The following is an 11,969-nucleotide window of genomic DNA, read 5'->3' on the forward strand; positions in this document are numbered from 1 at the left end:
TACCGCATGACATCTGCCAGGACTCTTCGTTTCGGGGCCTTTTTGGCGCTCGCCCTGGCGGCCATCGCGGTGGCCGTCTTTTGGGACGCCCCCGTGATCGCAGACCTCCGCAGCTTCGCCGAACGCGAGAATATCGAAAGGTTGGTCGCCCGCGCCGGAGCTTGGGGCCCTGCCGTGATTGTCTTGGCGATGATCGTGGCGGTCGTCGCGTCGCCGATCCCCAGCGCGCCGATCGCCATGGCGGCGGGTGCCGCATACGGTCACGTCTACGGCACCATGCTGGTCGTTGCGGGGGCCGAAACCGGTGCCCTGATCGCGTTTGCACTGGCCCGCTTCCTCGGCCGGGAAACGATCCGGCGCTGGCTTGGCGACGGCGTCGAACGCGGCCTTGTCGGGTCGCAAAACGCATTGACGCTGGCGGTCTTTCTCAGCCGTCTCATGCCCTTCGTTTCGTTCGATATCGTCAGCTATGCCGCGGGCCTCAGCGCGATCCATTTCTGGCGCTTCGCCGTCGCGACCCTGGCCGGGATCGTGCCCGCCAGTTTCGTCCTGTCGCATCTGGGCACGGCGGCGATGAGCGGCGGCGATCCGATGACCTGGGTCATCGCGGCCCTTGGGCTGGTGACGGGCCTTCCCCTGATCTGGGCAGTTCTCCGGCGCAGACGGGGCTAAGGCTGCCGGCCTGTCGCGCGTGGCGATATTTTGTTCGGCGAATAAGTATCCGTCCGCATACCAAGAACAGCTTTGTCAATTCACAGGTTCACCCGTGCCCCACGATCCCGACACGATGTCTCTGCTCATTTCCATCGGTCACTGGCTGATCGGCGCGTTCTCGTTTCCCATCGCGGCGCTCGTCGTTTAGCAGGCGCAGCGGCGCGACGCGGCGGTTCCCGGGATCGGCATCCCGCTCCTTCTTTTGGCGGCGGGGGCGACGCTTGCACTTTACATCGTCTTTCAAGCCGGCGTCGACGATGCCCTTCTGATGCTGCACTGGGCTCTGCGCTAGCCGCAACAGCTTCATCACTTTGCGTTCGCGACATTGATTGCCGCCACGGGCGCGGGCGAATGGAAAGCGGGGCCTCGAGGGGGCCGTGCAACCCTGGTCTGGCCCATTGGCTACATAATTCTGGGAGCCACGTTCATCGTCCATGAACAGATCGGCAGCAACGCTCACGCCAAATGGCTTTATCATATGGCTCTGGGGGTGATGATCATAATGGCGGGAGCGCTGCGACTTGCGCAGCGTCGCGGATGGCTTCCTTGGCGGCGCGCCGGACTGGGGTTTGCGGCTTTGCTGTGCCCGATCGGTATCGTGCTGATTTCATATCGCGAAACCATGTCGCTGTAAGCGACACTTTGCATCTCTCGAAACCGTGACACGATGGGCATTTGAGCTTCCAGTGCTGGAAGGCCCATTTGCCCTTCCATGACCAATTGGCACGAGAGTCGTATGGTCACCGCCGCGATCCGCGATGTGTTCGATGCCGTCGATGGCAACGGCGGCCCTCTCTGCTCCGCCCGGTTCTTCCCCGGATCCAGTCCGACACACCCGCAACCGCCCACTCGATCTCAAATCCACTGAACGAAAGACGCAATCCATGGAAAAAAGCCCTTCTCATCGCATCCTTCAGCATTCTCGCGGCCACGACCGCCACCGCCGAAACGGCCATGACGGTATTCAAGGATCCCAATTGCGGATGCTGCACAGCCTGGGCGGATCACATGCAGGACGCCGGATTCGACATCACGATCCGGGAGCTTGAATACGACGCGATGCGCGCACACAAGGCGTCCGTCGGTGTTCCCGAGGACGCCGTGGCCTGCCATACCGCGATGATCGGCGACTTCGTGATCGAAGGCCATGTTCCTGCCGAAGACATCAGGCACGTGCTGGCCAATTACCCGGATGCAAGCGGTGTCGCCGTCCCGGGCATGCCCATGGGATCACCGGGCATGGGTCAGATGACGCCCGATACCGTGTTCGATGTGGTCCTTCTGCGGGATGGCGATATCGGTCAGGTGGTGACGTCGTATCCCACGGACGGGAACTGATCTGGTAGCCGCGATCCCTGAAGGACGCCGTTTCGCGGTGTCCCGCGCCGCACACTTGGCGCTTCGGGCTTACCGTTGACCACCTGCGCACGCGGGGCCGCCCCCGATCCGCGGCGATCCTGCGGGTCGGCTTGACCGGACCGGTCAGGCCGCCTGGCCCGGATCGCGCGACCAAACCTTCCAGCGATGGAACCTTTTTCCAGCGTTTTCCAAGCTTTAGCGGGAACTTTCGCACGCCCGCAGGTTTGACGGGTAAATCGACAGGGTATGCCGCGACATGCAGACGGTCATCGTGATACTCGGATGGACGGCCCTCGCGGTGCTGTTGGCGCGCGCGATGCAACCCGTCGCGGACAGCACCGCGCCGCAGGCGATGCCTTTTCTGGGCGGGGGGACGCCCGACACCCATGCCTGGCAACGCTATCACTTCCGCCCCTATTCCATGGCCCTTCTGTTCGTCGCCTTCGAAATGGAGATGATGTTCATGTATCCATGGGCTGTGGTCTTCGTCTCCGAAGGGATCAAGGCGCTGGCCGAGATGGGCATGTTCCTGGCGATCCTGTCTGTGGGCATCCTTTATGGTTGGCGCGAAGGGATCTTCCGATGGCAATGACTCGTCTTGCCCGTTGGGCGGCGCGGTCGCCCGCGCCCGTCTTCGCCGCCATCGGCCCCGGTCGGCAGGCCGAAACCGAGCGTCTGCTTGCCCGGCCCGGCCTGCGCCGGGCCGCGACCCCGCGCGATGCGGCGATCCTGCTGGTCGCCGGCGATCTGCCGGGCGACACGGCAGAGGCGCTGTCCCATGTGCACGACCAGCTTCCCCATCCGCGGGCCACGCTGCGGTGGCAGGCGGATGCCCCAGATGCCATCGCGGCGCGGATCGAAACGGCATGGCGCGATATTTGCGCGGGCGAACGGGACGAAGACGATCATCTGCCGGACGAGCCGCCGAACGCGTGGAAGGGCATCGGCCCCCACGGTCAGGGCGGCAAGGGGATGATGGGCGGCACGCCCTACGGGCGGCCCATGGCCATGACCGGCACGGACATTCGCGACGGGCTGCGACTCGACCGGTACACGGCGCGGTTCGGTCCGTTCCTGCCGATGCTGCCGCCGGGGCTGGTGCTTCAGGTGACGCTGCAAGGGGACGTGATCTGCGACCTTGACGTGCAAGCACCACCCCTCGCCCAGGCGGCAGATGCCGATGCGCCCGATCTCTGCGCGGCGCGGATGCTGCGGCTGCTGGGTCTGGACCGCGCCGCCCACCGCGTGATGCACGGGCAATCCGCCCGCGCGCTGTGGCTGCGGGGCGCGGTGCCGAAACGGATCGGCAGGATCGACGGCACCTCCGCACGCGACCGACTGATCGCCTGGCTGGCGGGCGACACGGTGTCGGTCGCGCCCCCCGATCTGCCCGCGCTGTTGCACGGTGCCGAATGGGCCGAGGCCATGCTGATCCTCGCGTCCCTGCCCCCATCGGCACTCATCCGTGCCGCGCGCGGCGTGGAGGCTGCATGACGGCGCTTCTGACCCTCGCGGTCCTTGCGACCTTGCTCGGCGGGACGCTGTTCGCCGTCGCCCTCGACCGTGCCTATCTGCCGCTCCTCGCGCTCTTCACTCGCCAGCGGGTCGAGACCGAGGCTCCCGACCGCCTGAACCGCGATCTGGCCCCCGCCTGGTATCTGGCGCTGGCCGCCATCGGCATCGCCGTCGTCCCCTTCGCGCCGGATCTGGCGCTGATCGACAGCCCGGTGGGCATCGTGATCTGGGGCAGTTGCGAAGCCCTGATCGTCGTCACCGTCTTCCTGCACGGCTGGTCGCCCAACGCGCCCTTTCCGCTGATCGGGGCCTATCGCTATGCCGCCATCGGGCTGCCGGTGATGCTGCCCTCGATGTTCGTGCTGATCGCCGCCGCCCTGCCCGCCGAAAGCCTGTCGCTGGTCGCCATCGTCGACAGCCAGCGCGAGGTCTGGAACGTGATCCGCCAGCCGCTGGGCCTGCCGCTGTTCATGGTGGTTGCCCTGGCGATGACCCTGCGCGGCCCGATGGATTACGCCGACGCCGCCGATATCGCGACGGGCACATCGGCCGAAGACAGCGGCGCCGGTCGCGCCGTCTGGCAGATCGCGCGGCTGGCGATGCTGGTTTCGGTCTCGGCCATCGCCGCGACGGTGTTTCTGGGCGGACCGCTAGGACCGGTGCTGCCCGGACCGGTCTGGCTGTGGCTGAAGACGGGCGCGCTGATGGCGCTGACCGTCTGGATCGGCAACCGCGTGGCGCGGACGACCCCCAGCCGGATGCTAACGATCCTGTGGGTCGTGCTGCTTCCGCTGTCCTTCCTCCACCTTCTGATTTCGGGGCTGATCGCGCTATGACCGACCTCATGATCGCCCTGCTAACAGCCTTTGCCGTCTGGACCGGCTGGCGGGTGTTCCGCGTCGACAGCATGGTGCGCGCCTCCTTCGCGCTGATGCTGTCCTTCGTCGCGGTGGGCGCAATCGGCGTGCTGCTGTCCGCGCCCTATATCGGTGTGGCGACCGTGTTCATGATGGCTGTCGAAATGATGGTCATGGCGATCTTCATGGTCATGTTCATGATGAACCCCGCGGGCCTCAATCCGATGGTCATGGTCCACCAGCACCGCCTGTCCATCGGCGCCGGCATTGTCGCCTTCATCGGCCTGTCTGCCGCCGTGCTGCTTTCGCCGCTGCCGTCGAACCCGGTCGCCGCCGACACCGACGTCGTCGCGCAGCTCGGCCACGAACTCCTTGGCCCCTCCATGCTGATCTTTGAGACCGCGGGCGTCACGCTTCTGGCCACGATGGTCGGCGCGGTGATCCTGTCCTCGCGACAGGGCCGTTTCGGATCGGCCGACGAAGGATCGCGTCCGCCCGGACTGACTGAGGGCGGCGATCCCGCAGGCCGCCAGCCGGAAGGCGGCGGCGGCCACGGCCATCACCATCACGAGGGCCATTGATGACCCTGATCATCGTCCTTCTCGGGGCCGCCGCGCTGATCGGCATCGGACTTTACGGCGCGCTCAGCCAGCAAAGCTTCGTCATGCTGATGATGGGGCTGGAACTGATGCTGAACGGTGCGCTTCTGGCGATCATCGGCTTCTGGTCCCTGTACCTGGGCGGCATGCCCGAAGGCCAGCTGCTGGCGATCATCGTGATGGCGGTCATGGCCGTGGAAATGGCGATCGGCTTCGCGCTGATCGTGGCGGTCTATCGCAAGCGGCAGGCCGACATGACCGAAAGCATCGGAACGCTGAAGCAATGATCTGGGCGCTAGCATACGTGCCGGTTCTGGCCGGTCTGGCGATCTGGGCCATCGGCGGCACGCGGGCGCGGCTGGCGACGCTGGGGGCCGGGGCGGCCGCCGCGACGCTCGGCCTGGCGCTGTTTTCGGGCGACCGGACCGGACGCTTCGTCTGGTCTGAGTTGCTCGTGCTGCAGGCCGCCCTGCCCCCGCTGGCCCATGCCGCGGCCCTTCTCGTGCCCGCGATCCTGCTGCCGATCACGCTCTACGCCGCATCGCACGAAGACGGTCGCGGCCTGCCCCGCCTCATCGGATTGATGCTGGTCTTCACCGGCGGCATGGAACTGGTCATCGTCGCCGCCGACCTAGTGACGCTGCTGATCGGGTGGGAAATCGTCGGTGCCTGTTCCTGGGCCCTGATCGGGCACAAGTGGCGGAGCCAAGCACCGGGCCTGTCGGCCAGTTTCGCCTTCGTCCTGACCCGCGCGGGGGATCTGGGTCTTTTCATCGCGCTGATGGCGACCGTCACCGCGACGGGCAGCGCCAGCTATGGGGCGCTCGGCACGCTCGACGGCTGGCCGCTGTCGCTGGCCGCGTACGGGCTGCTTCTCGCGGCGGTGTCGAAGGCCGGTCAGGTGCCTTTCGCGCCGTGGCTGTTTCGCGCCATGGACGGACCGACATCCGTGTCCGCCTTGCTGCACTCGGCCACGATGGTGGCGGCGGGGGCCTACATCCTTGCACGCCTGCATCCCCAGCTTTCGGCGGCACCGGGGTTCGGCCCGGCGGCGATGGTGATCGGACTTGCCACCGCGATCCTCGGCGGCGTCGTGGCCCTGCGCCAGACCCACGCCAAGAAGCTGCTGGCCGGATCGACCTCGGCACAGATGGGCCTGATGATCGCCACAATCGGCGCGGGCTATCCCGGTGTCGCGGTGCTGCACCTGATCGTCCACGCCGCGAGCAAGGGCGCGCTGTTCTGCGCCGCAGGCGTTGCCCATCGCGTCACCGACACGTTCGATCTGCGCCGGATGGGTCTGGCGCGCGCCCTGCCCGTCACCACGGCCCTCACGGTCATCGCCGCCCTGTCGCTGGCAGCCGTGCCGCCTCTGTCCGGTGGCTGGAGCAAGGAAGAAGTGGTCAAGGCGCTGGAACATGCAGGGCCGATCTGGGCCGCGGCGATCATCGTCGCAGGCGGGTTAAGCGCCGCCTACGCCACCCGCTTCGCCATCGCCGCCTTCGGGCCGGGCGAAGATCGGGATAGCACGGTCAAACGGGGCGAGCTGGCCGGGCTCGCCCTGCTGTCCGGTGCCGTGCTGGCGCTTTCGGCGCTGTGGTGGCCGCCCGTCCACGACGTTGTCGCCGCCCGGATCGGTGCGGACTTGCCCGAAGGGTCCCGCCTCGGACTTCTCGCGTCGCTTGCCGCCGTGGCGTTCGGTATCCTCGCGGGCCTACGCGCCGCGCGGTCCGATACCGAAGCCCCGGCGATGGAATGGCTGGGTCTGCCCGCGCTTTACGAACATGGCCTCATCCGGCCATTCCATGCTCTCGCGATCATGGCCGCGCGGGCGGATGACCGGGTTATTGACTTGATTCCGCGCGGCGCGGCGACCGTGGCGATATTCCTTGCCGACGGCCTGTCGCGCGCCGATGACGATACGCTGGACGGGCTCGCGCCGGGCGCGGCCGGGGCGGCGATGTCGACCGGCGGACAGATCTGGCGCGGCGCTGTCGGGACCGCGGTGCGCGCGACGTCCGGCCTTGCCGCACTGGGTGCCGGTCTGGGCGAACGGCTGAGCGACCTGATCCCGAACGGCAGCGGACGCATCGCGGGCATGGCGGGCGCGGACCTGCGACGGCTTCAGACCGGGCTTGCGCATCACTACTACTCCATCCTTGTGGCGGGCTTTGCCTTGGCCGTGGGGCTGTTAATTTTCGGAGGCTGAACCCGTGCTGACATTTGCCATTCTTATCCCGCTGCTGGCGTCCCTGGTCCTAGCCTTCGTCCCCTTAGGCGAGGTCGCATCGCGCTGGACCGCCACCGGGGCCGCCGCACTGTCGCTTGTGGCTCTGGTGATCGTCTGGGCGGGCGGCGGCGACGGCTTTCGCGCCGTGGCCGAAGTGCCGTGGATCCCGACCCTCGGGATCGCCTGGCGCGTGGGCGTCGACGGCATGTCGCTGGCGCTGGCGCTGATGAGCGCGCTGATCTTCGTCGCCGCGACCGCCTGGCCGCTGAAGCTGCACGATGCGCGCGCCTACTACGCCTGGATGGCGTTCCTTGCGGGCGTGTCCATCGGTCTCTTCGTCACGCTCGACCTGATCGTCTTTTACGTGTTCTTCGATCTCAGCCTTGTCGGCATGTATTTCCTCATCGGTCGCTGGGGCCATGGCGACGCGCAGCATGCGGCGCTCAAATTCTTCGTCTATACGCTCGCGGGCTCGCTGCTGATCCTGATCGGGATCATCGTGCTGGCGCTGAACATGCCGACACTGACCTTCGACATGCGCGCGATGATCGACAGCCCGCCGCTGGCCGCCGCGGGGATGGTGCCCGGTCTGGTGTTCCTCGCCTTCGTCATCGGCTTCGGGATCAAGACGCCGGTTTTCCCGGTCCATACCTGGCTGCCGCCCGCCCATGTCAACGCGCCGGGGCCCGCCTCGGCCATCCTGGCGGGCGTGCTGCTGAAGATGGGCACCTACGGGCTGATCCGCATCCCGCTGCAGATGATGCCCGACACCTTCGCCCGCTGGGCCCTGCCGCTGGCGATCGTCGGCGTAATCTCGATCCTCTGGGGCAGCATCGTCGCCTTCGCCCAAGACAACCTGAAGCGTCGCATCGCCTACACCTCGGTCAACCACATGGGCTACACCGTTCTGGGCATCGCGGTGGCGGGATCCGCGCTGGGGTCCGAGACCGCACGCCAGCTGGCCATGACCGGCGCGGTGGTCGAGATGATCGCCCACGGCCTGATCACGGGCGCATTGTTCCTGATCGCGGGCGCAGTCTGGCAGCGGACCGGGGATTACCACCTGCCCAATTTCGGCGGGTTGGCGGGCCCCGCCCCGCGGCTGACGGGTGCGGCCACGCTGGCGGCCTTTGCGTCGCTGGGCCTGCCGGGTCTGGCCGGTTTCGTGGCCGAGCTGCACATCTTCCTCGGTGCCTTCGGCGTCTATCCCTGGCTGGCGGCCATCGGTCTTCTGGGTATCCTGATCACCGCCGCGCTGTTCCTCCGGATGTTGCGGCAGATGTTCTTCGGCGACCTGCCGAAAGAACGCGCGGGTTTCACCGATCTCGACAGGACCGAAACGGCGCTTTTGGCGGGCGTGCTGATCCTCGTCGTGCTGATCGGTATCTGGCCCACATGGCTGTTGTCTCTCATCGACGCCGCTTCCCTGATCCCGACCCCCGGCGCGGGGGGCTGACATGCCCATCGGCGATCTCGCCCCGGAACTGGCGGTCCTGTTGACGGCGGTCGCCGTGCTTCTTCTGGCGATGGTCCTGCCGCAGCGCCGCCACGGCTGGTGCGCCCTGCTGGCGGCGGCGGGGCTGGCCCTGTCCATGGCTTTCGCCTGGGCACAGTCCGATGCGCACCGTTTGACCTTTTCGGGCACCTTCGCCTTGGACGGGGCCACGACATGGGCGCGGTTCGCCATACCGGGCCTGACGCTCCTGTGCGTCGGCCTTGCGCCGCGCTGGTTCGCCACCGACCGCCGACACGGCGAATTCTACGCGATGCTTCTGTTTTCGACCCTCGGCGCAATGGCGATGGCGGGGGCGGCGGATCTGATGCAGCTGGTGATGGGCGTGCTGCTGTCGTCGGTCACGGGATACGTTCTGGCCGCCTATCACCGCGACTGGGCGATCTCGCTGGAAGCGGGAATGAAGTATTTCCTGGTCGGCGCATTGGCCAACGCGCTTCTGGTGATCGGCGTGGTCTTCGTGATGGGCATGGCGGGCAGCACCGATTACCGCGACCTCGCCGGCGCGATCCCGGACAATCCCGTCGCGCTTGCGGGCCTGACCCTCGTGCTGATGGGCCTGTTCTTCAAGCTGGGTGCCGTGCCCGCCCATACCTGGGTGCCGGACGTCGCCGAAGGCGCGCCCGCCCCTGCGGCCGCGTTCCTGACCGTGATCCCCAAGCTTGCCGCGGCCGTGGCGCTCTACCGCTTGGTCGCGCTGACCCCCGAAACGCAAGCCCTGCCGCTGCTTGTCGCGCTGGTGGCTGCCGCGACGATGACGGTCGGCAACCTTTGCGCGCTGTGGCAGGACGATGTACGCCGCCTTGTCGGGTGGTCGTCGATCAGCCAGACGGGCTACGCGCTGATGGCCGTCGCCGTGGCGGGCGCGGTCCCGGACGCCCTGCCCGCGCTCCTGGCTTTCATGAGCGTCTATGGCATCGCCAACCTGCTCGCCTTCGCGGCCATCGTCGAATTGCGGGGACGCACTGCCATCGCGGACTACCGTGGTTTGATCAGAAAGCACCCCGGCCCGGCAATCGCCCTGACACTTGCCTTCCTGTCCTTCGTCGGCATCCCGCCGCTTGCCGGATTCCTGGGGAAGTTCGCGTTGTTCGTGGCCACGCTCGAAGCGGGTCTGGCCTGGCTCGTCGTTGTAGCCGTCGCCAACACAATCCTTTCGCTGTTCTACTACCTGCGTGTCATCGGGCCCGCGGTGTTTTCCCGACCCGAAGGCGCGATGGCGACGCTGGGCGGCACGGCGCGCGCCACGTTCTGGGCCCTGTTCGCGCTGCTTCTGGCCACCACATTCCTCTGGTCCCCCGTCTGGTCCGCCCTGCCCCGCGCCCTGCTGCCGTGAACGCGACCTTGCCGCACCGCACCGAACGGGTCAGACGTCCGGGGGCCGCTCCCCGTCCCCCGCATCCGCGCAGTAGATTCGGTAAAGCGCGTCGATCAGATCGTGCAGGCGCGGATCGGCGATGCGGTAGAAGATGCTTTGGCTTTCGCGCCGCGTCGCGACCATGCCCGCCGCGCGAAGGCGGGCAAGGTGCTGGCTGAGCGCCGATTGGCTAAGCGCAAGCTGGCCCTGCAGCGCGCCCACCGATCGCTCCTGGCGACGGGATCCTTACCGCAGCAGACCGTGCCAATTAACCTCTGGGGCATGGCGCTGGCCGGTCTTCTGGTCGGGTTCGGCACGGCCTTCGGGTCGGGTTGCACGTCCGGGCACGGGGTCTGCGGTCTGGCGCGTCTATCGCCGCGGTCTGCGGCGGCTGTCGCCACCTTCCTCGTCGCGGCCGTCGCGACGACCACCTTCATCCGCCACGCCATCTAGGGAGACCCGTCATGCGCAACGCCATGGGCTTCGTCGCGGGTCTGATCTTCGGGATCGGGCTGATCGTGTCGGGCATGTCCGACCCGGCGAAGGTGCTGAACTTCCTGGACATATTGGGGCCGTGGGATCCCAGCCTCGCCTTCGTGATGGGCGGCGCGTCGGTGACGGCCTTCCTGGGCTATCGTCTGGTCTGGCGTCGCGACGCGCCCGTGCTGGGTAAAACGTTCGACCTGCCGACAGGCACGACCATCGACGCGCCGCTGCTGACCGGCGCCGCGATCTTCGGTGCGGGATGGGGCTTGGGCGGCTTCTGCCCCGGTCCCGCCTGGACATCGCTGGCGATGGGGGCACCGGGCACGCTGGTGTTCCTGCCCGCGATGCTGGTCGGGATCGTGCTGGCCGATCTCGGCAAATCCGCGACCCGTCTCGCAAGCAAAGGAGCGTGATCCATGTCCGAACTGAACGACCCCATCGTCCGCCTTTCGGCCTCAACCGGTCCCGACAGCCCCGATGTCTGGGGGATCTACGAGCCCGATACCGGCTCGATCCAGTATATCTGCGCCGACCCGGCGACGAAGAAGGCGGTCCTGATCGACGTGGTACTGAACTTCGACCCCGCGAGCTTCGCGCTGAGCGAGCGCAGCATGGAGCAGGTGCTGGGCCTGGTCGAAAAGCATGACCTGCACGTCGAATGGGTGCTCGACACCCACCCCCATGCCGACCACGTGATGGCCTCGGCGCGGCTGAAGGAGCGCATCGGCGCTCCCAACGCTATTGGTGAAAAGGTGCGCGAGATCGCAGACCTCTGGCGCGACTATTACAACACGCCCGAGGCCTTCGATCCGGACCGCGATTTCGACCGGCTTTTCGAGGATGGCGACACGTTCCGCGTCGGCGATCTGGAGCTGCGCGTGACGCTGTCGCCGGACCACACACTGGGCTCGATCACCTATCTCTGCGGCGATGCGGCCTTCGTGCATGACACGCTGATGCAGCCCGACAGCGGCACGGCACGCGCCGACTTTCCCGGTGGCTCGGCCGACGACCTCTGGTATTCGCTACAAGACATTCTGTCCCTGCCGAAGGAGACGCGGCTGGTCGTCGGCCACGATTACGGGGCCGAAGGGCGCGACACGCCGGAATGGGAGGCCACGGTCGCCGAGCACAAGGCCCGAAACGTCCATGTCAAGGACGGCACCGACAAGCGCGACTATATCGAGAAGCGCGAGGCGCGGGACACCACGCTGGCCCTGCCCGACCGGATGCTGGCGGCATTGCAGATCAACCTGCGCGCCGGGCGGCTGCCCGAGGCCGAGAACGACGGTGCGCACTATCTCAAGATTCCGCTCAATAAGTTCTGAAAGGCGAAAAA

14 protein-coding genes are annotated in these 11,969 nt (G+C 67.1%); 13 read left to right on the plus strand and 1 reads right to left on the minus strand.

The window, feature by feature from the left end:
* Positions 1-6 precede the first annotated feature (6 nt).
* From RM543_RS15450 to RM543_RS15495, 10 genes are all read left to right on the plus strand, one after another.
* Positions 7-672, plus strand: a complete 666-nt coding sequence (locus RM543_RS15450) for a TVP38/TMEM64 family protein (RefSeq protein WP_311693180.1) — start codon at positions 7-9, stop codon at positions 670-672.
* 996 nt (positions 673-1,668) lie between these two features.
* On the plus strand, positions 1,669-2,052 hold the full coding sequence (locus tag RM543_RS15455; RefSeq protein WP_311693182.1) for a DUF411 domain-containing protein: 384 nt from the start codon (positions 1,669-1,671) through the stop codon (positions 2,050-2,052).
* A 277-nt stretch (positions 2,053-2,329) separates the two neighbouring features.
* Positions 2,330-2,665, plus strand: a complete 336-nt coding sequence (locus RM543_RS15460; RefSeq protein WP_091846743.1) for an NADH-quinone oxidoreductase subunit A — start codon at positions 2,330-2,332, stop codon at positions 2,663-2,665.
* Entirely contained in the window at positions 2,656-3,567 is a 912-nt protein-coding gene (locus RM543_RS15465) for a hypothetical protein (RefSeq protein WP_108892419.1), read from the plus strand. The genes RM543_RS15460 and RM543_RS15465 overlap by 10 nt, the downstream gene beginning before the upstream one ends.
* On the plus strand, positions 3,564-4,424 hold the full coding sequence (locus RM543_RS15470; protein ID WP_311693185.1) for a complex I subunit 1 family protein: 861 nt from the start codon (positions 3,564-3,566) through the stop codon (positions 4,422-4,424). Before RM543_RS15465 ends, RM543_RS15470 begins: the two co-directional genes overlap by 4 nt.
* Positions 4,421-5,026 carry an NADH-quinone oxidoreductase subunit J family protein gene (locus RM543_RS15475; protein WP_108892421.1) on the plus strand — a complete coding sequence of 202 codons (606 nt, stop codon included), beginning with the start codon at positions 4,421-4,423 and terminating at the stop codon, positions 5,024-5,026. Before RM543_RS15470 ends, RM543_RS15475 begins: the two co-directional genes overlap by 4 nt.
* The gene (nuoK, locus tag RM543_RS15480) at positions 5,026-5,331 is read left to right on the plus strand and encodes an NADH-quinone oxidoreductase subunit NuoK (RefSeq protein ID WP_108892422.1); all 306 of its coding nucleotides are present in this window, start codon (positions 5,026-5,028) and stop codon (positions 5,329-5,331) included. The genes RM543_RS15475 and nuoK overlap by 1 nt, the downstream gene beginning before the upstream one ends.
* Positions 5,328-7,253, plus strand: a complete 1,926-nt coding sequence (locus tag RM543_RS15485; RefSeq protein WP_311693188.1) for an NADH-quinone oxidoreductase subunit 5 family protein — start codon at positions 5,328-5,330, stop codon at positions 7,251-7,253. The genes nuoK and RM543_RS15485 overlap by 4 nt, the downstream gene beginning before the upstream one ends.
* A 4-nt stretch (positions 7,254-7,257) precedes the next feature.
* Entirely contained in the window at positions 7,258-8,730 is a 1,473-nt protein-coding gene (locus RM543_RS15490; RefSeq protein WP_311693189.1) for a complex I subunit 4 family protein, read from the plus strand.
* Between the two features lies 1 nt (position 8,731).
* A complete protein-coding gene (locus RM543_RS15495) occupies positions 8,732-10,123 on the plus strand; it encodes an NADH-quinone oxidoreductase subunit N (protein ID WP_108892425.1) in 1,392 nt (463 codons plus the stop codon).
* Positions 10,124-10,153: 30 nt separating this feature from the next.
* On the opposite strand, the gene RM543_RS15500 is transcribed toward RM543_RS15495, so the two are convergent.
* Positions 10,154-10,366 carry an ArsR/SmtB family transcription factor gene (locus RM543_RS15500; RefSeq protein WP_311693190.1) on the minus strand — a complete coding sequence of 71 codons (213 nt, stop codon included), beginning with the start codon at positions 10,364-10,366 and terminating at the stop codon, positions 10,154-10,156.
* Between the two features lie 39 nt (positions 10,367-10,405).
* On the opposite strand from RM543_RS15500, the gene RM543_RS15505 reads away from it, so the two are divergent.
* Genes RM543_RS15505 through RM543_RS15515 form a run of 3 tightly spaced genes read left to right on the plus strand, consistent with a single transcriptional unit; the run spans position 10,406 to position 11,958 of the window.
* Positions 10,406-10,597: a YeeE/YedE family protein gene (locus RM543_RS15505; protein WP_311693191.1), complete on the plus strand. Its 192-nt coding sequence runs from the start codon at positions 10,406-10,408 to the stop codon at positions 10,595-10,597.
* An 11-nt stretch (positions 10,598-10,608) separates the two neighbouring features.
* Positions 10,609-11,043 (plus strand): DUF6691 family protein, encoded by a 435-nt coding sequence (locus RM543_RS15510; protein WP_091846753.1) that lies wholly within the window; start codon positions 10,609-10,611, stop codon positions 11,041-11,043.
* Positions 11,044-11,046: 3 nt separating this feature from the next.
* Positions 11,047-11,958: an MBL fold metallo-hydrolase gene (locus RM543_RS15515; RefSeq protein ID WP_091846754.1), complete on the plus strand. Its 912-nt coding sequence runs from the start codon at positions 11,047-11,049 to the stop codon at positions 11,956-11,958.
* The last annotated feature ends 11 nt before the right edge of the window (positions 11,959-11,969 follow it).

Origin of the sequence: Tropicimonas omnivorans (genome assembly GCF_031846565.1) — a bacterium.
GTDB classification, from domain to species: Bacteria; Pseudomonadota; Alphaproteobacteria; order Rhodobacterales; family Rhodobacteraceae; genus Tropicimonas_B; species Tropicimonas_B omnivorans.

What these genes read in the sequence shown, in the direction of transcription:
- RM543_RS15450 (WP_311693180.1), top strand. Translation starts at nt 7, where the DNA reads ATGACATCTGCCAGGACTCTTCGTTTCGGGGCCTTTTTGGCGCTCGCC.
- RM543_RS15455 (WP_311693182.1), top strand. Translation starts at nt 1,669, where the DNA reads ATGACGGTATTCAAGGATCCCAATTGCGGATGCTGCACAGCCTGGGCG.
- RM543_RS15460 (WP_091846743.1), top strand. Translation starts at nt 2,330, where the DNA reads ATGCAGACGGTCATCGTGATACTCGGATGGACGGCCCTCGCGGTGCTG.
- RM543_RS15465 (WP_108892419.1), top strand. Translation starts at nt 2,656, where the DNA reads ATGGCAATGACTCGTCTTGCCCGTTGGGCGGCGCGGTCGCCCGCGCCC.
- RM543_RS15470 (WP_311693185.1), top strand. Translation starts at nt 3,564, where the DNA reads ATGACGGCGCTTCTGACCCTCGCGGTCCTTGCGACCTTGCTCGGCGGG.
- RM543_RS15475 (WP_108892421.1), top strand. Translation starts at nt 4,421, where the DNA reads ATGACCGACCTCATGATCGCCCTGCTAACAGCCTTTGCCGTCTGGACC.
- nuoK (WP_108892422.1), top strand. Translation starts at nt 5,026, where the DNA reads ATGACCCTGATCATCGTCCTTCTCGGGGCCGCCGCGCTGATCGGCATC.
- RM543_RS15485 (WP_311693188.1), top strand. Translation starts at nt 5,328, where the DNA reads ATGATCTGGGCGCTAGCATACGTGCCGGTTCTGGCCGGTCTGGCGATC.
- RM543_RS15495 (WP_108892425.1), top strand. Translation starts at nt 8,732, where the DNA reads ATGCCCATCGGCGATCTCGCCCCGGAACTGGCGGTCCTGTTGACGGCG.
- RM543_RS15510 (WP_091846753.1), top strand. Translation starts at nt 10,609, where the DNA reads ATGCGCAACGCCATGGGCTTCGTCGCGGGTCTGATCTTCGGGATCGGG.
- RM543_RS15515 (WP_091846754.1), top strand. Translation starts at nt 11,047, where the DNA reads ATGTCCGAACTGAACGACCCCATCGTCCGCCTTTCGGCCTCAACCGGT.